Below are 19,628 nucleotides of genomic sequence, written 5' to 3'. Positions count from 1 at the left end.
TCGAAAGAGGCGGGCCTGCTGCTGAGTGCGGTCAGGAGAAATCACACTTTTGGCTGGTCGATCACCAATTTGCCATCTTTGACCGGAATGGTGGCGCCCGGGGCTTGCTTCATGCGGATCACCCCCTCCTGACCTGCGAGGCGATAGGTCACGTCATAACCTATGGTGTTGACGCTCGTATCCTGCACGGTCTTGCAGCGCTGCTCGGTGGTGGTGTAGGTATCGCCCGCCTGCATATTGCCCTGCACCTGATTACCGGCATAGCCACCCGCGACTGCCCCGGCTGCGGTGGCCACCTTCTTGCCGCTGCCACCGCCAAACTGGTGGCCGACCACGCCACCCAGCGCTGCGCCCACCACGGTGCCGAGGATCTTGTGCTCATCCTGTACCGGCTTGCGGTGAGTCACGGTGACGTTGCGACACTCCTGTCGGGGAGTCTTGATTGTCTCGGTGATCGGCTTGCTGGCGATCACCTCGGCAAAGGTGGGCTGGGGTGTAAAGAGGGAGCCGCTGGCCGCGGCCGAGAGCGCCAGGGCCGAGGCGATGCCAATACCGATACCTGCCATCATGGATCTGTTCATCTTGTTGTTCTCCTGCATACCCATCCGGGCTGTTCCAATCTGGCGCCATCTTGTCACAACCGGTTGGCTGGACAAGGCGAGGGGGATGGGCCTGCGACAGGCGCTGGCAAGGTCAAAAAATAGCCACCACAAAAAAGTGTCTGACTTTGGCGACAACGAACTAAAAGTGACCAGTTTCCGGCGCATGGCGGGCTTTGCTTGTGTGATAAGGAGCAATTCGAGTCGCAATTTGCAAGGCGGGCGGTGAGCAGAATGCCAGAGTGGCAAGGCGTTGGCGGTGGCAGGTCAAGGGATAGGTTTTGAACGGGCGCGCTGTTCTTTGAGATGGCCACGCAAGTGGTTGATAAATGGCTCCAGCCCCATCGGATGTTGGCCGATAAGAGATCACGGCAAGCATTTTGCTTTGATTGAGTGAAGCAAAGGGTGAACGGGTCGGCAGACAACCGCGTAAGACCTGATATGAAGAGGTTCACCCGAGATCACCGGATCAACGAGGGGGAGATATGTCAATGTTACCCAGCTGGATCACCCCGGCCATCCAGGCCAACATCATCACGGTGCAGCAGGCCGAACGTCTGCTCTCATCCCTCTACCGGCCCCTGGCCGAGCAGGGAGAGGAGCTTCCCGCCGATATCGCCGACATCAGCCTCAAGCTCTACTGCTTCCACCAGCAGGGGCGTGTGCGTCACTAAGGCTGGCAAAAGAACACCCCTCGCCAGGCTCGGGGTGTTGTCACTCATGTATCAAAGGCCCATCAGGCCAACATCACTTGCGCCACCAGCATCAGGGCGCCAAATCCCAGCACAAAGCCCACCATGGGCAGCACGAACTTGACCCACTTGTTGAACTGGATGCCGAGCATCTGCAGAGTGACCAGCACCAGTCCGGTGGGAGCCAGGAACAGCATGGCGTATTGCCCCCAGTTGTAGGCCGACACCACGATATAGCGGGGGATCATGATGGTATCCGCCAGCGGCGCCATGATGGGCATGGAGAGCACTGCGAGCCCCGAGGAGGAGGGCACCACCAGCCCCAGCAGGGTGAACACCAGCATCTGCGCCACCGCGAACACGGCGCCATGCATGCCGGAGACCAGATCGGAGGCGTAGGCCAGAATAGTGTCCGAGATCATCCCCTGATCCAGCACCAGATTGACCCCCCGTGCCAGCCCGATGATGAGCGACACCGCCACCAGCTCCGACGCCCCCTGAGTGAAGGCCTCGACCGCCTCTTTCTCTTTGAGACCCGAGATAAAAATGATGATGATGGCGATGGTCAGGAAGGAGGCTGCCATCTGCGGAAACCACCAACCGGCCATGGAGACGCCCCACACCATCAGCGGGAAGGCGAGGATAAACAGGGTCAGAATGATCTTGCGGCGCAGGGTGAAGGGCACCCCTTCGTCCATAGAGCCCTCTTTGAGAAAACGGGCGCGAAAGCTCTCTCTGTCCTCATAGGTGTAGGAGAAGGCCGGGTTGGCCTTGATCTTCTTGCAGTACCAGTAGAGATAACCGATCACCACCAGGGTACCCACCAGACAGCCAATGGCGCGAAAGATCAGCCCCTCGGTAAAGGGAATGCCAGCGGCATTGGAGGCGATCACCACCGAGAAGGGATTGATGGTGGAGAAGGTGGTGCCCATGGAGGCGGCGAGGAAGATGGCCCCTACGCAGACGATGGAGTCATAGCCGAGCGCCAGAAAGATGGGCACCAGTATGGGGTAGAAGGCGACCGCCTCTTCCTCCAGTCCGCAGGTGGTGCCTCCCAGCGCCATTACGAAGCAGACCAGCGCCACAAACAGGAACTCGTTGCCCCGGGTCTTGCGCGACAACGCCACCAGCCCTGCACTGAAGGCACCTGTCTTGTTGATGACGCCGATCAGCCCCCCGAGCACCAGAATAAAGACGATGATATCCGCCCCCTCTATGGTGCCCTTGACCATGCTGACTGCCACGTCACCGAGCCCCTTGGGCGCTTGCTCCAGCCGTGCATAGGTGCCGGGAATGGCGATGGGCTTGCGGATGGTGCCGTTGGTAAATTGCTCTACCGCAATATTGATATTGAGTTTTGCCAGGGCATCCTGGGTTGCGGGAAGTCGGCTTATTTCCCCCTGTGGGCTATTGACCATCAGGCTTTCACTGGCCGGATTATAAGAGAGTTTGGCATAGGCGCCCGCCGGAATTATCCAGGTCAGCGCAATGGCCAGCAACATAATAAGAAACAGAATGGTAAATGCAGTAGGAAATTGTCTGCGTGGTGTGGTATTCGGCACGGCACACATAAAATGCTCCTTGATAAAGCAGGTTTGGGCTCGGCGGAATATCGGGTCGATAGGGTTTCTGCGTCATACATCCAAGGTACGCAAATTCACTGTGTATTGCGTAGTGATTGGCGAGAAATCTGGCCTGATATTGGACATCCGGTAGATTGTTTCACGTTGTAACCGTAACCCGTGCGCGGCTGGATGAACATGGTGCCATGCTCGCTTTATGGGATGGCTCACAAAATTTATTTTCCATGGATTTAACAGCTGATATGAAATAAAAGTTATTATGCAATAACTATTTCAGCTTTCGTTTTACGCAGCTTGCCTTAAATAAAGGTCATGAAAATAGTGCGTGCCGAGATGAATGAAATGACATATAAGGCAGCTTTGACGGAATAATATTCCACTATCGTCATTTTTCGTTATTCGCCAAAAACAGCCTGTGAAAAAAATGGCACGCTTTCCAGTAACGAAATATTTTTTGCAACGAAAACAGGGAACCCCTGTTGGCAGCAGGCTGCCCCTGTCTAAGACGTTTTGCTAATACCTGTCGCCGCAGGCTCGCTGTTAGGCTGTCATCCCCATAAGAGACCAGTGACGGGCAGGATGCCTATGTCGCTGTCTGATCTCTGAATCATCCCGAAACTGCCCGTTTTGTGCCACCTGTGAGGAAGGAATCCGATGACAGTGCAGAACATCTATGAGCGCGACCTTGCCAAAACCGCCGCCAATTTCGAGGCCCTGACCCCCATCAGCTTTCTGGGGCGGGCGGAGCGGGTCTATCCCGACTATCCGGCGCTGATCCACGGCCCGCTGCGCCAGAGCTGGGGCGAGACCGCCCGCCGTTGCCGCCAGCTGGCCTCGGCCCTGCGGCTTAGCGGTATCGGGGAGGGGGATACCGTCTCCATCGTTGCGCCCAATATCCCGGCGATGTTTGAAGCCCACTTCGGGGTGCCCATGAGCGGCGCCGTGCTCAACACCATCAATACCCGGCTCGATGCCGAGTCGATGGCCTTTATCTTCCAGCATGCCCAGAGCAAGGTGGTGCTGGTGGACAGGGAGTTCGGCGCCGTGGTGCGCAAGGCGCTGGATCTGCTGGAGCGCCAACCGCTGGTCATCGCCATCGACGATCCCCTCTACCGGGAAGGGGCGCTTGTCAGTGAACTGACCTATGAGGCCTTTATTGCCACTGGTAACGGCGATGAACCCGGCTGGTTGCCAGAGGATGAGTGGCAGGCCATCTCCCTTAACTACACCTCCGGCACTACCGGCAACCCCAAGGGTGTGGTCTATCACCATCGCGGCGCTCACCTCAACGCCATCAACAACGTACTCTCCTGGGAGCTGCCCAAACATCCCGTCTACCTCTGGACCTTGCCGATGTTTCACTGCAACGGCTGGTGTTTCCCCTGGACGCTGGCGGCCACCGCCGGGGTGAGCGTCTGCCTGCGTCATGTGCAGGCGGCCGCCATTTATGAGGCGTTGCACGAGCACAAGGTGAGCCACTTCTGCGCAGCGCCCATCGTGCTCAATATGCTCAATAATGCCGATCCGGCGCTCAAGCAGGGACTGGATCACCCCATCAAGGTGATGACCGCTGGCGCTGCGCCTCCCGCCACCGTGATCGCCGGCATGGAGGCGATGGGGATCGCCGTGACCCACGTCTATGGCCTGACCGAAACCTATGGCCCCTGCGTGTTGTGCGAACCGCAAAGAAGCTGGCAAGGGCAGGATGCCACGGCGCTCTCCCGCCTCAAGGCGCGCCAGGGGGTTGCGTCGCCTCTTCAGGGGGAGATGCGGGTCATCAACCCGGTCACTGGCGAGCCGGTAGCCAAAGATGGCAAAACCATGGGGGAGATAGTGCTGCGCGGTAATGTGGTGATGAAAGGCTATCTGAAAAATCCGGCGGCCAGCGCCGAGGCGATGACGGAGGGGTGGTTTCGCAGTGGCGATCTGGCGGTATGGCACCCGGATGGTTATGTGGAGATCAAGGACAGATCCAAGGACATCATCATCTCCGGCGGGGAGAACATTTCCAGTCTGGAGGTGGAAGATGTGCTCTATCGCCATCCCGATGTGGACGAAGCGGCGGTGATCGCCATGCCCGATGAGAAGTGGGGGGAGGTGCCCTGCGCCTTCGTGAAATTGAAAGAGGGGCGAGTGACTACCCAGGCGGAGTTGATCGCCTTTTGCCGGGAGCAGATGGCCCACTTCAAGGCCCCCAAACGCATCATCTTCACCCCGCTGCCGAAGACCTCGACCGGCAAGGTGCAAAAATTCGTGCTGCGCAAACAGTTGGGGTAGCCGCCTGTTCGTAAGGAGCCAGCACAGCCATTCATAGGAGGGAGATACAAGAGGTCTGGAGGGCTGCTGGCCCTCCCGTTGTGTGGCTAGGGAGCCTTGCAGGCGACGCAGTTGCGGCCGCTCTGTTTGGCCTGATAGAGCATCTGATCGGCGCGGGCGTAGAGGCTCTCCATCAGCTCCCCTTCGCCATTTTCCACCAGTCCGGCGCTGATGGTGATAACCAGCTTCTCCCCATCGGGCAGGGGCAGTGGGCTTTGCATCACCTGCAGGCGCAGCCGCTCGGCCAGGGATGCGGCGGCCAAGAGGGTGGTGTTGGGCAGCAAGATGGCAAACTCGTCACCGCCGATGCGGGCCAGCACATCTTCGCTGCGCAGCACCGATTGCATCACCCTGCCCAGATGCACCAGCGCGCTATCCCCCGAGGGGTGACCGAAGCGATCGTTGATGCACTTGAACTGATCCACATCCAGCACCATCAGCACCGAGGTGAGGTGGTGGCGCATGTTCATACTCAGGTTCTTTTCGCACACCTCGAAGAAGAAACGGCGGTTATAAAGTCCGGAGAGGCTGTCACGAACCGATTGATATTGCAGTTGTTCCTTGAGCTGGTGCAGCTCGGTGATATCGGAGGAGATACCGATCAGGGTGGGGGTACCATCAGCCAGCTTGAAGGGGACTTTGACAGACCAGTAGTAATGTTGCTTGCCTTCGGTATCGGTCAGTGACTCTTCACCGGCTTGCAGCTCACCCGTTTCGAACACCCGGTTGTCCAGCTGCCACAGCTGGTTGGCTCCGTGTGGGGAGAACAGCTCATTATCGCTGCGGTTGATGATCTGTTCGGCGGGTAAACCGAGCAGGGCACACACCTTCTGATTGACGTAGAGAAAGCGGTGCTGGCTGTCCTTCATATAGATATGGGCATCCACGTTGGCCAGGATGATCTCCAGCAACTGATGCTGCTCGGCCATACGGGCCTCAATCAGCTTGTGTTCCGTGATATCGGTGGAGATGCCGCACAGACCGATCAGCGTGCCATCCCGGTCGTACATCGGCTTTTTCACGCTCCAGTAGACCCGTTTCTCTCCCGTGGGTTTGAGGTAGTTGATCTCCTCCCGGGCGATGGCGACCTGCTGCTCCAGCACCTGACGATCATTTCGTCTCAGATCTTCCGAGAAGTCGAGGTCAAAAAAGGCGCGATCATCCTTGCCTTGCAGTTCGGCCAGGGTACAACCAAAGAGATCCAGCACAGCCTGATTGGCATAGATATAACGGCCATCCAGATCCTTGGTAAAGAGGTAAGCCCCCATCTCGTTAAAGATGGATCTGAGGTGATCCAGCTCGTGCTGCAATCGGGTGGAGAAGGGTTCATCCTTCATGAAGTTGGCCATCCTTGGGTCGCTGTGATGGGTTGGCTGAACGCGAGGCCAACGTGCATCAACTGCTTTAAATTAAGCACTCTTCACGGCATATTTCTCATTTATTTCCGCAGGTTCTGCGTTATGTCACATGGTTGTAACCTCTTAGCAAATCAAAGGAAATCAGTTGAGTCCATGGTTGTTGAGATAGCTTGCCACCATGTATCGACCCCGTATCATCGGCTCTCGACAGAGAAGTTGAACAACAGCTAAATAAACCTCCCCGAGTGGCAAAAAGGGTAACGAATAGGTCTTTAGTCAAACTATTTCCTCGGTGTCCCTGATATCATCTCCAGCAACGCAATATGGAGAGATACGAGATGGTAGTGGCACCGTTTAATTGGAATGACGCAGTTCAGTGGGACGGGCCGGGGGCCATTGCGGGTAGCGAAGAGATCTTGAGTGCCGACCGGCTGGATCGCGCCCGCTATGCCGAATTTCTGACCAACTACCTCGCCGCCGAAGGCAAGCAACGCAACTATGTGCTTAACCTCAATGCCGAATGGGGGGCGGGAAAAACCTGGTTTATCAAGCGCTGGTATATGGAGCTGAAAGCGCACTATCCCACCGTCTATATCGATGCCTGGCAGCAAGACTTTTCCGATGATCCTTTATTGACGGTTATTTCATCGATTATCGACCAGTTAAAAATGATTGCGGGAAAAGAAAACCCGATTCCAGAAGGAATGCGTCAGCGGCTGCTTGGATTATTTAAGGTTGGCGGCAAACTGGCGTTGAAAGCGGCAATCAAGAAGGCTGGATTGGAAGAAGATGATTTTTCTCTGGAAGGGGATGATGCCAATCAGCTGGTAGATGCCTTATGCAGTAATCAGAAAGAGCGTTATGAATCTATCCAGTATCTTAAACAAGAGATACGGCAATGGGTGGAAGGTGCTGTTGGTTTAAGTGAAGGAGAACTGGACTATCCCGCATTTATTTTGATAGATGAGCTTGATCGTTGTCGTCCTTCCTATGCTGTGGAAATGCTGGAGACTATCAAGCATATTTTTGATATTCCCAGGGTGGTATTTGTGCTGGCAACAGATACCGAGCAGTTGCAGCATTCAGTTAAAGCCATATATGGAGAAGGGTTTAACGCTCAACATTACCTAAGTAGATTTTTTCATAGAAGGTTCATTTTAAACTCAGATTCATTGAAGAATTTTATAGAAAATGAACTTGTATTACTCAGTGTTAATATGGATGGCATATGGCCATGTTTTAAGAAAAACGCTTCACTAACTGATTTCGTTACGATGATGTTTGAGCATTTCTCGCTAAACCTGAGATTGACTACTCTTGTGTTGGATAGATTAAAAATAGTCTTATTAAGTTATTCAGATGAAAGAGAGTTAAATCTTCCGCTGTTACTTTTCTTGATCTCTTTGAATGAGGTCGATACTAACTTTTACAGTGATGTTGTAAATTTCAGACTTGATGTTGATGAATTTAAACTGAAGATGAACATGTATGGAACCAAATTACATACTTATATAATAACTGACGCTGAGTGTGTTGATGTTGAGCCCGATTATATCTCTAAAGGGGCTACAGATAAAAGATATATCTATGTTGATCACTTTTTGATTAATTCATATCATTGGATGCGCTCTATTAATCATGGGGAGATTGATATTAGGAAAATCATGGTTGATATTTTGACGGAGGAAGGTGAATATGGTTTTCAAGAAAATGATTGGGTAAGAATGATCTTGTCGGAATTAGAGGATGATATGTCTATATATAGAATTTTAGTTGAGCGTTCTTTTTATCTTAAATGAGTAAAGCCGGGATAACCCGGCTTTATTATCAGTTTATTTATTATGCCGCTTATAAAGCCGCTGTACCACATCCTGTAATCCCAACCCTTCGTTTTGCAACAGCACGGTCAGGTGGTAGAGCAGATCGGCGGATTCGTTAATGAGCTCCTCCCGATCCTTGGCCATGGCGGCCAGCGCCACTTCGACACCTTCCTCACCGACCTTCTGGGCGATGCGCTTGGTGCCTTTGCCATAGAGGCTGGCGGTGTAGCTGGTGGCCGGATCGGCCCCTTTGCGAGAAGCCAGTATCTGCTCCAGCTCTGCCAGAAAACCGAGGGGCGGCAGTGGGTGACCATGGAAGCAGGAGGTCGTCCCTTTGTGGCAGGTGGGACCGACGGGGTTGGCGGCAATCAGCAGAGAGTCCTGATCGCAGTCGGTGCTGATGGCCACGAGTTGGAGCACATTGCCCGAGCTTTCACCCTTGGTCCAGAGCCGTTGTTTGCTGCGGCTAAAGAAGGTGACCTGACCTGTGGTCTGGGTCTTTTCCAGTGCCTCACGGGTCATAAAGCCCTGCATCAGCACCTCGCCACTGGCGGCATGCTGGACGATGGCGGGGATCATGCCATCGCATTTTTCCCAGTCGAGCTGCTCGGCAAGAGGGCGCGCGCTGGCGGTGGTTTGTGCATTTTCAGAGAAGTTATTCACGGATGGCGACTCCTTCGGTTTTCAGCCAGCGTTTCAGTTCGGGAATGGGGATAAGGCCCTTGTGGAACACAGAGGCGGCCAGCGCCCCGTCCACATCGGCGAGGGTAAAGGCATCGCGAAAGTGTGCCATGGCACCGGCGCCGCCGGAGGCGATCAGCGGCACCTTGCAGACGCTGCGTACCAGCTTGAGCTGGTCGAGATCATAACCCTGACGCATGCCGTCCTGATTCATCACGTTCAGCACGATTTCGCCTGCGCCGCGCTTTTGCACCTCCTGCACCCAATCGAGGGTGTGCCAGGCGGTGATGCGGGTGCGACTCTCGTCACCAGTAAACTGTTTGACCTGATAGTGGCCCGTGTCGGCGTCGAAGTAGGAGTCAATGCCCACCACCACGCACTGCACGCCAAAGCGCTCGGCCAGTCGGCTGATAAGGGTCGGGTCGGCCAGCGCCGGAGAGTTGATGGAGACCTTGTCGGCGCCAAATTCGAGGATCTGACGGGCGTCTTCCACGCTTTTGATGCCACCGGCGACGCAGAAGGGGATATCGATCACTTCCGCTACCCGGCTCACCCAGCTCTTGTCCACCACCCGCGCATCGCTGGAGGCGGTGATGTCATAGAACACCAGCTCGTCAGCGCCCTCTTCGGCGTAGCGGCGCGCCAGCTCGACAATACCGCCCATCACCTCGTGATTGCGAAACTGCACCCCTTTGACCACCACGCCATCTTTCACGTCGAGGCAGGGGATAATGCGTCTTGCCAGCATCAGTTGCCTCCTGTTGTGTCGGCTGCAGGGGCTTGCCAGCAGGCGATGGCGTCACCCACCGAGAACTTGCCCTCCAGCAGTGCGCGGCCAAGGATGATCCCCTTGACGCCGGAGCCCTTGAGCGCCTCGATATCCGCGATGCCGCCAATGCCGCCGGAGGCCTGAAAGGCGACGCTCGGGTAGCGGGCACAGAGATCCCGATAGAGTTCGACGTTGGTGCCAGCCAGGGTGCCGTCACGGCTGATGTCGGTGCAGAGCACATGCTTGAGCCCGGCGGGAAGGAAGCGCTCGATCAGCTCCTCGATGGTCACACCGCTGTTCTCCTGCCAGCCTGCTACCGCGATATGGCGATTGCCCTGTGCATCGATATTGACGTCCAGCGCCAGCACGATCTGCTCGGGGCCGTATTTCTCCATCCAGCTCGCCACCAGATCCGGGGATTTGACGGCGGTGGATCCAATCACCACTCGGCTGGCACCGGCGGCCAAGAGATCTGCCACATCCTGTTCGGTGCGCACGCCGCCACCGACTTGCACAGGCGCTTCGGTGGCTGACAGCAGTTGGGTCAGCAGGGGCAGCTGGCGCGCCTTGGCATCCTTGGCACCGTCCAGATCCACCAGATGGAGCTGCACCGCCCCCTGGGAGACATATTCGTCAAAGCGGGCCTGCGGGCTGCTGCTGTATTCGGTCTTCTGCTGGTAGTCCCCCTGATAGAGGCGAACTACCTGACCGTTGATAAGGTCAATTGCGGGAATGATCATGCTAGTCACAGCTCCAGAAAATTTTGCAGCAAACGGGCACCGGATGCGCCTGAGCGCTCCGGGTGGAATTGGGCGCCGAAGAAGTTGCTGTGCTCTGCAACCCCACCGACGATGGCGGTAAACGGCTGGCCGTAGTCGCAGGTCGCCAGCGTCGCTTCGGTTACCTCCAGCGCATAGGAGTGGACGAAGTAGAAGTAGCTGCCGCTCGGGATCCCCTTGAGCAGAGGATGGGTTTCGTCATGCTCAATCTGGTTCCAGCCCATATGGGGCAGGCGCAGATTACCGACCTCCATCAGCCGGATTTTGCCCGGCACTATGCCAAGGCAGTCGATGAGATCGCCTTTACTGCCATCGGCACTCATGCTCTCTTCGGAGGCCTCCGCCAGCATCTGCATACCGAGGCAAAAGCCCAGCAGCGGCTGCTTGGCGGCGCGAATAAGGGGCACCAGTCCCCGTTCATTGAGGTTTTTCATGGCGGCCACCGCAGTGCCGACACCGGGCAGGATCAGCTTGTCCGCCTGCTCGATATCGGCCGCCACGCTTGAGACCAGCGGCCGCACGCCGAGGCGCTCGAACGCCATTCTGACCGAGGCCAGATTCGCGCAGCCGGTATCGATAATGACCAGCTTCTGCTTGCTCACATCCATCACAGCACTCCCTTGCTGGAGGGAAGCTCGCTCCCTTCCACCCGAATAGCCTGACGCAGGGCGCGGCCAAAGCCTTTGAACAGCGCCTCCACCTGATGGTGGGTGTTGCCGCTGCCCACCTTCATCTGCAGGGTTATGGCCATGGCGTCCGACAGCGAGCGGAAGAAGTGGGGCACCATCTCGGTGGCCATCTCGCCCACCTTGTCGCGGCCAAAGCCGCTCGGGCAGTCGAATACGAAGTAGGGGCGACCGCTGAGATCCAGCGCGGTGCTCACCTCCTGCTCGGTCAGCGGGCGCGCATCGATCACCGCTTGCACCTCGTCCATCGCCAGCACAAAGCCGAAGCGGCCGATACCGCGCTTGTTGCCAAGGGCCTGACGCAGCGCCTGACCGAGTGCCAGCCCCACATCCTCTACCGTGTGGTGATCGTCGATATGCAGATCGCCGCTGACGTTCAGCTTGAGCTGGAAACCGGCGTGGGTGGCAATTTGATCCAGCATGTGATCAAAGAAGCCGATGCCGGTGGCGATCTGGTTGCCGCCGCTCTTGTCTAAATCCACTGCCGCCTGGATGCGGGTCTCTTTAGTGTAACGTTCTACTTCGGCAACTCGTCCTTTGGAGAGCAGCTGATCACGGATGGCGAGCCAGTTGTGATCCTGCGGGTGGTAGCGAATACCGCCAATGCCCATGTTCTCGGCCAGCTGCAGGTCGGTCTGGCGATCACCAATCACGAAGGAGTTGGCAAAGTCGATGCGACCGGAGGCGAGGTACTCTTTCACCAGCCCGAGGTGGGGCTTGCGGCAACTGCAGCCGTCGGTGGGGAAGTGCGGGCAGATCAACTCCTGCTCCCACTTCACCCCTTGCGATTCAAACAGGTGCATCATCAGGTCGTGGGGTGGCTGGAAGTTCTCCAGCGGCAGGCTGGCGGTGCCCAGCCCATCCTGATTGGTCACCATCACCAGCACGTAGCCGGCGGCCTGCAACTCGCGCAGCACCGGAATGACCATGGGCTCGAAGCGCAGCTTGGCGAGGCTATCCACCTGCTTGTCGGTCACCGGCTCTTCAATCAGGGTGCCGTCGCGGTCGATAAACAAAAACGGGGTCTTCATCGCTACATCCTTGTTTTACAAAGTGGGAGAGGGCTGGTCACGCAGTACCGCCAGCACGGCATCCATCTCGCCCTGATAGCCGATGGTGACGCGAATGCTGTTATCCAAGCCGGGTTTGGTCGAGAAATCCCGCAGTATGATGCCGGCGGCCTTCATGGCAGCAAAGACGGTGGCGCCATCCACAAAGCGCACCAGCACGAAGTTGCCCTTGTCTTCGAACACTTCCCTTACGCAGGCAAGCTTTGCCAGCTCTGCCTTGAAAGTGGCTTTTTGCTTGTTGAGCTCTATTACTCGCTCGCGCATCAGCTCCAGCCCCATGGGGGAGAGTGCCTGCGCCGCGATCTGGGCGATGGGCTCGGGGATGGGATAGGGGGCGATCACCTTGGCCAGCATGGCGATCACCTCGGAGCTTGCCAGCGTAAAGCCGCAGCGGATCCCCGCCAGGGCAAAAGCCTTGGAGAGGGTGCGGGTCACCACCAGATTGGGGAAGCGGGCCAGCAGGTCCACTACGGACGCCTCGGGGCAGAACTCGATATAGGCCTCATCCACCACCACGATGGCGCGATCCCGCGCCTTTTCCAGCAGGGCGATAAGGCCGTCGCGGCCCACCAGATCCCCGGTGGGGTTGTTGGGGGAGCAGAGAAACACCAGCTTCACGTCACTGAGGCGATCGGCGATGGCGGGCCAGTCCGGCTGGCGGCTGGCGGTCAGCGGCTGCTCGACGATGCCAACGCCACAGGTCTCGGCGCTGATGGCGTACATGCCGTAGGTGGGCGGGCAGATGAGGATCTGATCTTCACCCGCTTCGCAGAAGGTGCGGATCAAGAGCTCGATGGCCTCGTCGGCGCCGCGGCTCACCAGCACCTGATCGGGATTGACCCCGGCGTAGGCGGCATAGCCGTTCACCACCTCGGCCGGTTGGCACTCGGGGTAGCGGTTGAGGCGGCTCCCCTCGATGGTGAAGGGATAGGCCTGCGGTGCCTCGTTGGCGTTGAGCCAGACGTGGCCCTTGCCGCCGATGCGGCGGGCGGATTGATAGGGGGTGAGGGCCCGCACCACGCGGCGCGCCAGATTGGCAATGTTCATGACAATTCCTTCTGCTGTGCTGTTGGTTGGGGCGCGGCGGCCAGGGCGTTCAATCTCAGCGTCACGGCATTTTTGTGGCCATCGAGCCCTTCGGCCTGGGCGATACGCTCGACGATAGGGCCAAGGCCGCGAATGCCTTCGGCGCTCAGCTCCTGCACCGTGTAGCGGCGCTGATAATCGGCGAGGCCAAGGCTGGAGCAGGTGCGGGCATAGCCATAGGTGGGCAGGGTGTGGTTGGTGCCGCTGGCGTAATCGCCAACCGACTCGGGCGTCCACTGGCCAAGAAAGATGGAACCGGCGTTCTCCAGTTTATCCAGCAGATCGCGAGGTGCCTGGGTCTGCACGATCAGGTGCTCCGGCGCATAGGCGTTGGAGATGGCACACGCCTCGGCCAGGTCATCACAGAGGATCACCAGACTGCTGCCGAGCGCCTGCGCGGCGATATCGCGGCGGCTCAACTTGGCCAACTGGCTCTTGATTTCCCCTGCGATGGCATCGGCCAGCAGCGGCGAGGTGGTCACCAGCACGACCTGACTGTCGGGGCCATGCTCGGCCTGGGAGAGCAGATCCGCCGCAACGAAGGCCGGATTGGCGCTCTCGTCGGCAATCACCAGCACCTCGGAGGGGCCGGCGGGCATGTCGATGGCGGCGCCGCGCCAGTCGCGGGATACCTGCCCCTTGGCTTCGGTCACATAGGCGTTGCCTGGGCCGAAGATCTTGTCCACTTTGGGAATGCTTTCTGTGCCGTACGCCATGGCGGCGATAGCCTGGGCGCCGCCGATGGCGAACACCTTCTCGACCCCGCAGGCGCGGGCGGCAAACAGGATCTCGTCGCTGGCGGGGGACGGGGTGCAGAGCACCACTTCACGGCAACCGGCGATAGCCGCCGGAATGGCCAGCATCATCACGGTGGAGGGGAGCGGCGCGCTGCCCCCCGGCACATAGAGGCCGACCCGGCTGATGGGCTGGGTGCGCAGCTCGCACACCACCCCGGGTTGGGTTTCCACCCGCACTACCGGCTGAACTTGCGCGGCGTGGAAGGTACGAATGTTGGCAATCGCTGCTTCAATGGCGCTTTTGATGCCGCCATCCAGCCGCGCGCAGGCGGCTTCAATCTCATCCTCGCTAACACGCAACTGTTCACGGGGGGCGCGCTCGAAGCGCAGGCTCAGCTCGCGCAGGGCCTCATCGCCACGGCTGCGCACCGCAGCGATGATATCCCGCACCACGGCGCCAATATCGGCCTCGTCATTGAGAGCGGGCCGGGTCAGTACATCGGCCTGCTGGGCGGGGGAGAGGGTCTTCCAGATCAGGGTCTGCATGATGTCCCTTCCTTATTCCATCATCTTTTCGATGGGCAGCACCAGAATGGAGCTGGCACCGAGGGCCTTGAGCTGCTCCATGGTCTCCCAGAACAGGGTCTCGCTGGAGACGACGTGCAAGGCAACCTGATTGGTGTCACCGGCCAGCTGCATGATGGTGGGGCGCTCGGCACCCGGCAGCAGATCGGTGATGGCATCGAGCTTGTCTTTGGGGGCGTGCAGCATGATGTACTTGCTCTCGCGGGCCTGCTGCATCCCTTGAATGCGGGGCAGCAGTTTGTCGATGAGCTTCTGCTTGGCATCAGACAAGGGGTTGGGGGCCTGAACCAGCACCGCCTTGGAGCGGTAGATCACCTCTACCTCTTTGAGGCCATTGGCCTCCAGGGTCGCGCCGGTGGAGACCAGATCGCAGATGGCATCGGCCAGACCCGCACGGGGTGCCACTTCCACCGAGCCGCCCAGCATCACGCTCTTGAAGCCGAGCCCCTTTTCGTCAAAGAAGCGCTTGAGCAGCCCGGGGTAGGAGGTGGCGATGCGCTTGCCGGCCAGGCTTTCTGGCCCTGTGTAGGTCACATCTTCTGGCACCGCCAGCGAGAGGCGGCAGCCGCCAAAATCGAGTTGTTTGAGGGTTTTGACCTCGAACGGCAGGCCCTGTGAGGCGCGAATAAGCTGCACCTCTTCCAGTACGTTCTCGCCGATGATGCCAAGATCGACCACCCCTTCCATCACCAGCCCCGGGATGTCGTCATCACGAACCCGCAGGATATCGATGGGCATGTTCTCGACATGGGCGATAAGGCGCTGCTCGCGCAGGTTGATCTTGAGGCCACAGCTCTTGAACAGGGCCTGGGAGTCCTGGCTCAGACGACCGGACTTTTGCATGGCGATACGCAGACGTTGTGTTTCCATTTGCTCGATTTCCTTCTAGTCAAAAACGAAAAAACCCTCGGAAGTGGGTGCTTCCGAGGGTTTATGAATCTTGCGGTCCTTTTGGAAGTCACCAGTTAAGTGTCTTCCAGCAGTCAACCTCCTGAAAGACTAGTCGGGATGATGATGGTGATGAGTCTTCAGGGTGGTGAACTTCATGTAATCAATCCTTTACAAAATCAAATGTCGTAATTGACGCCTGATTTAAACTACCTGCCTTGACAGAAAATGCAACCCGAAATCGTGATTTGATCGATTAAAGTGGCGAAAACGGTTTTCTGGTCGATAACTAGACAATAACCCCTGCAGGAGTAGCCATCATGCCCAGCCAGGACCTGTTGTTCCCCATTTTGCCCCGGGCGCCTGCTGCGCCCGGCAGCGAAGAGATCAAGCGGGAAGTGAACCAGATCAGCAAAAAGCACCAGCTGCGCAAGACCAGCACTGACAACAGTGACTCCCAGCAGCGCCAGCAGGCGTATAGCACGCCCGCCAAGCGTGATCAGCCCAAGGCGGAGGAAGGCGATCACAAGCCGGATCCCGAGCATCAGATCGATCTGTTCGTCTAGGCAGATTATCTGTCCCGCTTTTGCCGCGCTTTTGGCATAATGGCCGCTTTTGCTGCGGGACGCCCTTTTGACCATCCAGACCCTGTTCAAGCCAGATGGCCCTCTGGCCAGCCATATCGACGGTTTCAAAGCCCGCGCTCCCCAACTGGAGATGGCCGAAGCGGTCGCGCGCGCCATCAAGAGTGGTGGCCGTCTGCTGGTTGAGGCAGGAACCGGTACCGGCAAGACCTATGCCTATCTGGTGCCTGCGCTGGAGTCCGGCAAGCGGGTGGTGATCAGTACCGGCTCCAAGAACCTGCAGGAGCAGCTCTTCTATCGGGATCTCCCGACCATTACCGGCGCGCTCTCCTACACCCCGCCGGTGGCCTTGCTCAAGGGGCGCAGCAATTATCTCTGCATCGAGCGGATGAACAGGCTCTTGAGCGAATCCCATCTGCAAAAGCCTGAAATCCTGAACGATCTGGTGAAGGTCAAATCCTGGTCCACCGCCACCGATAACGGCGATGTGGGGGATATTCCGGGGTTGCAGGAGAACGCCGAGATCCTCGCCCACGTCACCAGCACCAACGATAACTGTCTCGGTCGCGACTGCCCCTATTACGATGATTGCCATCTGGTGGTGGCTCGACGCCGCGCCATGGATGCCCAGGTGGTGGTGATCAATCATCACCTCTTCTTCGCCGATATGGCGGTGAAAGACACCGGATTTGGCGAGTTGGTGCCGGAGGCGCAAGTCTATGTGTTTGACGAGGCGCACCAGCTGCCGGAGATCGCCACCAACTACTTCGGCAAGTCGGTAGGCAGCCGAACGATTCAGGATCTTGCGCAGGATATCCAGCTGGCCTATCGGGCCGAGGCCCACGACATGGCCCAGCTCGGCAAGGCGGCGGACCGGCTCGCTATCGCCAGTCAGGATCTGCGTCTCGCCTTCGGGGTGGATGGCGGTCGCGGTAATACCCGCGACATGCTGCGCCAGCCGCTCTGGGGGCAGGCTCTGGCTCGTCTTAACGACGCCATCGGGCTCTGCTACGAGGTGCTGAAACTCGCTCTCGGCCGGGGCGAGCAGCTGGATCACGCCTTCGAACGGATCAGTGAACTGCGCACCCGCCTGGGTGAAGTGCTGGCGGTCAACCAGACCGGTTTCTCCTACTGGTACGATTGCTCACGGCTTCATTTCACCCTCAATCTGACGCCGCTATCGGTGGCCGAGCGATTCAGTGCCGAGGTGCAAAGACCGGAAGTGGCCTGGGTCTTCACCTCCGCCACCCTGACGGTGGATATGCGGTTTGATCACTTCAAAGCCGAGCTGGGGCTGGCGGGCAGCGCTGAGCTGATCCTCGACAGTCCATTTGATTATGGCGAGCAGGCGCGGCTCTGCGTGCCGCGTTTCCTGCCCGAGCCCAACGCCTTTGGTCGTGGCGAGCAGTTGGCCAATCTGATGATCCCGCTCATCAACAAGACGCCGGGGGGCTGTTTCTTCCTCTGTACCAGTCATCAGGTGATGCGTCAGGTGGCCGAGGTGCTGCGCCGGGAGATTGGCCGAACCGTCTTGTTGCAGGGGGAGGACAACAAGCAGCGGCTGCTCAAGGAGTTTGTCGAGAATGGCCGCGCCGTGCTGGTGGCGACCAGTAGCTTCTGGGAGGGGATCGACGTGCGAGGGGCGGCGTTGTCGTGTGTTATCATCGACAAGCTGCCGTTTGCCAGCCCCGATGATCCGCTGCTCAAGGCGCGGGTGGATGATTGCAAGCTCAAGGGGGGTGATCCCTTCGCCGAGCTGCAGTTGCCCAAAGCGGTGATTGCCCTCAAGCAGGGGGTGGGGCGGCTTATTCGTGATCGCAGTGATCACGGGGTGCTGGTGATCTGTGATCCACGAATGGTCAACAAACCTTACGGCGCCACCTTTATCAAGAGTCTGCCCGCCATCCCCCGTACCCGGGAGTTGGGAACGCTGGGGCGTTTTTTCGATCGCACTGAACGCGGTGAATAAGTGTACCGCCAGCTAACAGATTTGAACAACGGGTGAGCGTATCTCGCTTGCCGGTTATGTAATTGACTGATTTTATAGAGATTGGAAAGCATGAACGAGTTGAAGATCCTGGCCGTTGATACCGCCACCGAAGCCTGCTCCGCCGCCTTGCTGGTGGGTGACAAGCTGTTCTCCCGCTGGGAGGAGGCGCCACGGGATCACACCCGAAAAATCCTGCCCATGGTTCAGGCTGTGTTAGAGGATGCCGGGATAAGTTTGAGTGACCTCGATGCCATTGCGTTCGGTCGCGGCCCGGGCTCCTTTACTGGCGTGCGGATCGGCATCAGTGTGGCGCAAGGTCTGGCGTTTGGTGCGGGTGTGCCGCTGATTGGCATCTCGACCTTGGCCGCTATGGCGCAAGGCGCCTATCGACTGGATGGCGCCGAGCAGGTGCTGACCGCCATCGATGCGCGGATGAACGAGGTCTATTTCGGCCGCTATGAGCTGATCGATGGCCGCATGCAGCTGGTGGGGGACGAGGTGGTGAGCGATCCCGCGGCGCTGGTTGACGCCCGTGGCAAGCTGGCGGGTAGGGTGACCTGCGTCGGCACCGGTTTTGAAACCTATGGCGAGACCCTGAGTGGTCTGGCCGATGAGCTGGCGGAGAGTCAGGTGCGCTTCCCGGCGGCAGAGGACATGCTGCCGCTGGCCCGCGCCGCCTGGCTGGCGGGGGAGGCGGTGCCGGTGGAGCAGGCGACGCCGGTCTATTTGCGTGACAAGGTGACCTGGAAAAAACTGCCGGGTCGCGAATAAGGGCAGGAGCACTGACGTCATGTCGCTCTTGCCGATCATCAGCTGCAACACAAGCGGGTGGCCCGACGGGCCACGCTGGCAACAGGAGAGAGACATGATGCGTAATAGCAGAAGCGACATGATGAAACGCGGGATGGTGGTCGGGGCGCTGGCTCTGCTGCTCGGGGCCTGCAGCTCGGTCCCCAAGGAGCTGGCCTATGAGCCCGAAAACCAGCTGGTGGCCTATCAACCCGCCCTTGGCGGGATGGAGGGCAAACCGGCCCGCTGGAGCGGTGTTATCTCGGCGGTGCACAACAAGGCGGATCAGAGCGTTATTGAAGTGGTCTATCTGCCGCTCAAGTCCAATGGTGTGCCGGAGCAGACCGAACAGAGCCCGGGCCGTTTTCTGGCCATCATGAAGGGTTTTGTCGATCCGACCCTCTACGCCAAGGGGCGCAGCCTGACAGTGCTTGGCACCATAGGCCAACCGGTGGATAGCCAGATTGGCGAGCACAAGTACCGCTTCTCGGTGCTCAATGTGACTGGCAGCAAGCTGTGGCCGCCAGTCAAGGAGGTGGAGGTGCGCTATATGGACCCCTACTTCTACGACCCCTTCTATGATCCCTTCTGGCCGAGACGGCCGCTGCGTCGTTAA

Annotated in this window: 18 protein-coding genes and 1 other annotated feature; of the genes, 7 read left to right on the top strand and 11 right to left on the bottom strand. The window is 58.4% G+C overall.

The features are described from left to right. Window positions 1–41: 41 nt before the first annotated feature. Window positions 42–581 carry a glycine zipper 2TM domain-containing protein gene (locus tag I6L41_RS06780; protein WP_026035120.1) on the bottom strand — a complete coding sequence of 180 codons (540 nt, stop codon included), beginning with the start codon at window positions 579–581 and terminating at the stop codon, window positions 42–44. A gap of 503 nt (window positions 582–1,084) precedes the next feature. Here I6L41_RS06780 and I6L41_RS06775 point away from each other — a divergent pair. Next, window positions 1,085–1,273, top strand: coding sequence for a hypothetical protein (locus I6L41_RS06775; protein WP_216962900.1), 189 nt, complete (start codon window positions 1,085–1,087; stop codon window positions 1,271–1,273). 62 nt (window positions 1,274–1,335) lie between these two features. Here I6L41_RS06775 and I6L41_RS06770 read toward each other — a convergent pair whose 3' ends face one another. Then, window positions 1,336–2,862, bottom strand: a complete 1,527-nt coding sequence (locus tag I6L41_RS06770) for a YfcC family protein (RefSeq protein ID WP_216962897.1) — start codon at window positions 2,860–2,862, stop codon at window positions 1,336–1,338. 666 nt (window positions 2,863–3,528) lie between these two features. On the opposite strand from I6L41_RS06770, the gene I6L41_RS06765 reads away from it, so the two are divergent. Further along, on the top strand, window positions 3,529–5,151 hold the full coding sequence (locus I6L41_RS06765; RefSeq protein WP_216962894.1) for an acyl-CoA synthetase: 1,623 nt from the start codon (window positions 3,529–3,531) through the stop codon (window positions 5,149–5,151). Window positions 5,152–5,237: 86 nt separating this feature from the next. Here I6L41_RS06765 and I6L41_RS06760 read toward each other — a convergent pair whose 3' ends face one another. Then, window positions 5,238–6,527 (bottom strand): diguanylate cyclase, encoded by a 1,290-nt coding sequence (locus tag I6L41_RS06760; RefSeq protein ID WP_216962891.1) that lies wholly within the window; start codon window positions 6,525–6,527, stop codon window positions 5,238–5,240. A gap of 359 nt (window positions 6,528–6,886) precedes the next feature. Between I6L41_RS06760 and I6L41_RS06755 the strand changes: the two genes are divergently transcribed. After that, window positions 6,887–8,347, top strand: coding sequence for a P-loop NTPase fold protein (locus tag I6L41_RS06755; protein ID WP_216962888.1), 1,461 nt, complete (start codon window positions 6,887–6,889; stop codon window positions 8,345–8,347). A gap of 33 nt (window positions 8,348–8,380) precedes the next feature. Here the strand turns inward: I6L41_RS06755 and hisIE are convergent, their stop codons facing one another. Genes hisIE through hisG form a run of 8 tightly spaced genes read right to left on the bottom strand, consistent with a single transcriptional unit; the run spans window position 8,381 to window position 15,631 of the window. Then, complete coding sequence (hisIE, locus tag I6L41_RS06750; protein WP_216962885.1) at window positions 8,381–9,031, bottom strand: bifunctional phosphoribosyl-AMP cyclohydrolase/phosphoribosyl-ATP diphosphatase HisIE; 651 nt, start codon at window positions 9,029–9,031, stop codon at window positions 8,381–8,383. Continuing rightward, a complete protein-coding gene (hisF, locus tag I6L41_RS06745; RefSeq protein ID WP_216962882.1) occupies window positions 9,024–9,797 on the bottom strand; it encodes an imidazole glycerol phosphate synthase subunit HisF in 774 nt (257 codons plus the stop codon). The genes hisIE and hisF overlap by 8 nt, the downstream gene beginning before the upstream one ends. Further along, window positions 9,797–10,558 (bottom strand): 1-(5-phosphoribosyl)-5-[(5-phosphoribosylamino)methylideneamino]imidazole-4-carboxamide isomerase, encoded by a 762-nt coding sequence (gene hisA, locus I6L41_RS06740; protein ID WP_216962879.1) that lies wholly within the window; start codon window positions 10,556–10,558, stop codon window positions 9,797–9,799. The genes hisF and hisA overlap by 1 nt, the downstream gene beginning before the upstream one ends. A 5-nt stretch (window positions 10,559–10,563) precedes the next feature. Further along, on the bottom strand, window positions 10,564–11,205 hold the full coding sequence (gene hisH, locus I6L41_RS06735) for an imidazole glycerol phosphate synthase subunit HisH (protein ID WP_216962875.1): 642 nt from the start codon (window positions 11,203–11,205) through the stop codon (window positions 10,564–10,566). Then, the gene (hisB, locus tag I6L41_RS06730) at window positions 11,205–12,314 is read right to left on the bottom strand and encodes a bifunctional histidinol-phosphatase/imidazoleglycerol-phosphate dehydratase HisB (protein ID WP_216962871.1); all 1,110 of its coding nucleotides are present in this window, start codon (window positions 12,312–12,314) and stop codon (window positions 11,205–11,207) included. Before hisB ends, hisH begins: the two co-directional genes overlap by 1 nt. 15 nt (window positions 12,315–12,329) lie before the next feature. After that, on the bottom strand, window positions 12,330–13,400 hold the full coding sequence (gene hisC / locus I6L41_RS06725; protein ID WP_216962868.1) for a histidinol-phosphate transaminase: 1,071 nt from the start codon (window positions 13,398–13,400) through the stop codon (window positions 12,330–12,332). After that, window positions 13,397–14,722: a histidinol dehydrogenase gene (hisD, locus tag I6L41_RS06720; RefSeq protein ID WP_216962864.1), complete on the bottom strand. Its 1,326-nt coding sequence runs from the start codon at window positions 14,720–14,722 to the stop codon at window positions 13,397–13,399. The genes hisC and hisD overlap by 4 nt, the downstream gene beginning before the upstream one ends. A 12-nt stretch (window positions 14,723–14,734) precedes the next feature. Continuing rightward, on the bottom strand, window positions 14,735–15,631 hold the full coding sequence (hisG, locus tag I6L41_RS06715) for an ATP phosphoribosyltransferase (RefSeq protein ID WP_071910208.1): 897 nt from the start codon (window positions 15,629–15,631) through the stop codon (window positions 14,735–14,737). Between the two features lie 29 nt (window positions 15,632–15,660). Next, window positions 15,661–15,785, bottom strand: a sequence feature (His leader region). Window positions 15,786–15,969: 184 nt separating this feature from the next. Between hisG and I6L41_RS06710 the strand changes: the two genes are divergently transcribed. The 4 genes from I6L41_RS06710 to I6L41_RS06695 all read left to right on the top strand — a co-directional run bounded on the left by I6L41_RS06710 (window position 15,970) and on the right by I6L41_RS06695 (window position 19,628). After that, complete coding sequence (locus I6L41_RS06710; protein ID WP_005336755.1) at window positions 15,970–16,215, top strand: hypothetical protein; 246 nt, start codon at window positions 15,970–15,972, stop codon at window positions 16,213–16,215. A gap of 67 nt (window positions 16,216–16,282) precedes the next feature. After that, entirely contained in the window at window positions 16,283–18,202 is a 1,920-nt protein-coding gene (locus tag I6L41_RS06705) for an ATP-dependent DNA helicase (RefSeq protein ID WP_216962860.1), read from the top strand. A 90-nt stretch (window positions 18,203–18,292) separates the two neighbouring features. After that, entirely contained in the window at window positions 18,293–18,994 is a 702-nt protein-coding gene (tsaB, locus tag I6L41_RS06700; RefSeq protein WP_216962857.1) for a tRNA (adenosine(37)-N6)-threonylcarbamoyltransferase complex dimerization subunit type 1 TsaB, read from the top strand. A 118-nt stretch (window positions 18,995–19,112) separates the two neighbouring features. Then, window positions 19,113–19,628 carry a Slp family lipoprotein gene (locus tag I6L41_RS06695; RefSeq protein WP_076491763.1) on the top strand — a complete coding sequence of 172 codons (516 nt, stop codon included), beginning with the start codon at window positions 19,113–19,115 and terminating at the stop codon, window positions 19,626–19,628.

It is taken from the genome of Aeromonas sp. FDAARGOS 1411 (assembly GCF_019047125.1).
Lineage (GTDB): Bacteria > Pseudomonadota > Gammaproteobacteria > Enterobacterales > Aeromonadaceae > Aeromonas > Aeromonas veronii.
The sequence above is the reverse complement of the archived record's forward strand: the minus strand, read 5'-3'. Positions and strand labels throughout refer to the sequence as shown.

Excerpts from the sequence above, each read along its gene's own strand:
- I6L41_RS06765 (WP_216962894.1), top strand. The coding sequence starts at position 3,529 with ATGACAGTGCAGAACATCTATGAGCGCGACCTTGCCAAAACCGCCGCC.
- hisA (WP_216962879.1), bottom strand. The coding sequence starts at position 10,558 with ATGATCATTCCCGCAATTGACCTTATCAACGGTCAGGTAGTTCGCCTC.
- hisC (WP_216962868.1), bottom strand. The coding sequence starts at position 13,400 with ATGAACATTGCCAATCTGGCGCGCCGCGTGGTGCGGGCCCTCACCCCC.
- I6L41_RS06695 (WP_076491763.1), top strand. The coding sequence starts at position 19,113 with ATGATGAAACGCGGGATGGTGGTCGGGGCGCTGGCTCTGCTGCTCGGG.
- hisG (WP_071910208.1), bottom strand. The coding sequence starts at position 15,631 with ATGGAAACACAACGTCTGCGTATCGCCATGCAAAAGTCCGGTCGTCTG.
- tsaB (WP_216962857.1), top strand. The coding sequence starts at position 18,293 with ATGAACGAGTTGAAGATCCTGGCCGTTGATACCGCCACCGAAGCCTGC.
- hisD (WP_216962864.1), bottom strand. The coding sequence starts at position 14,722 with ATGCAGACCCTGATCTGGAAGACCCTCTCCCCCGCCCAGCAGGCCGAT.
- I6L41_RS06775 (WP_216962900.1), top strand. The coding sequence starts at position 1,085 with ATGTCAATGTTACCCAGCTGGATCACCCCGGCCATCCAGGCCAACATC.
- I6L41_RS06755 (WP_216962888.1), top strand. The coding sequence starts at position 6,887 with ATGGTAGTGGCACCGTTTAATTGGAATGACGCAGTTCAGTGGGACGGG.
- hisF (WP_216962882.1), bottom strand. The coding sequence starts at position 9,797 with ATGCTGGCAAGACGCATTATCCCCTGCCTCGACGTGAAAGATGGCGTG.
- I6L41_RS06760 (WP_216962891.1), bottom strand. The coding sequence starts at position 6,527 with ATGAAGGATGAACCCTTCTCCACCCGATTGCAGCACGAGCTGGATCAC.
- hisB (WP_216962871.1), bottom strand. The coding sequence starts at position 12,314 with ATGAAGACCCCGTTTTTGTTTATCGACCGCGACGGCACCCTGATTGAA.
- hisH (WP_216962875.1), bottom strand. The coding sequence starts at position 11,205 with ATGGATGTGAGCAAGCAGAAGCTGGTCATTATCGATACCGGCTGCGCG.
- I6L41_RS06710 (WP_005336755.1), top strand. The coding sequence starts at position 15,970 with ATGCCCAGCCAGGACCTGTTGTTCCCCATTTTGCCCCGGGCGCCTGCT.
- I6L41_RS06770 (WP_216962897.1), bottom strand. The coding sequence starts at position 2,862 with ATGTGTGCCGTGCCGAATACCACACCACGCAGACAATTTCCTACTGCA.
- I6L41_RS06780 (WP_026035120.1), bottom strand. The coding sequence starts at position 581 with ATGAACAGATCCATGATGGCAGGTATCGGTATTGGCATCGCCTCGGCC.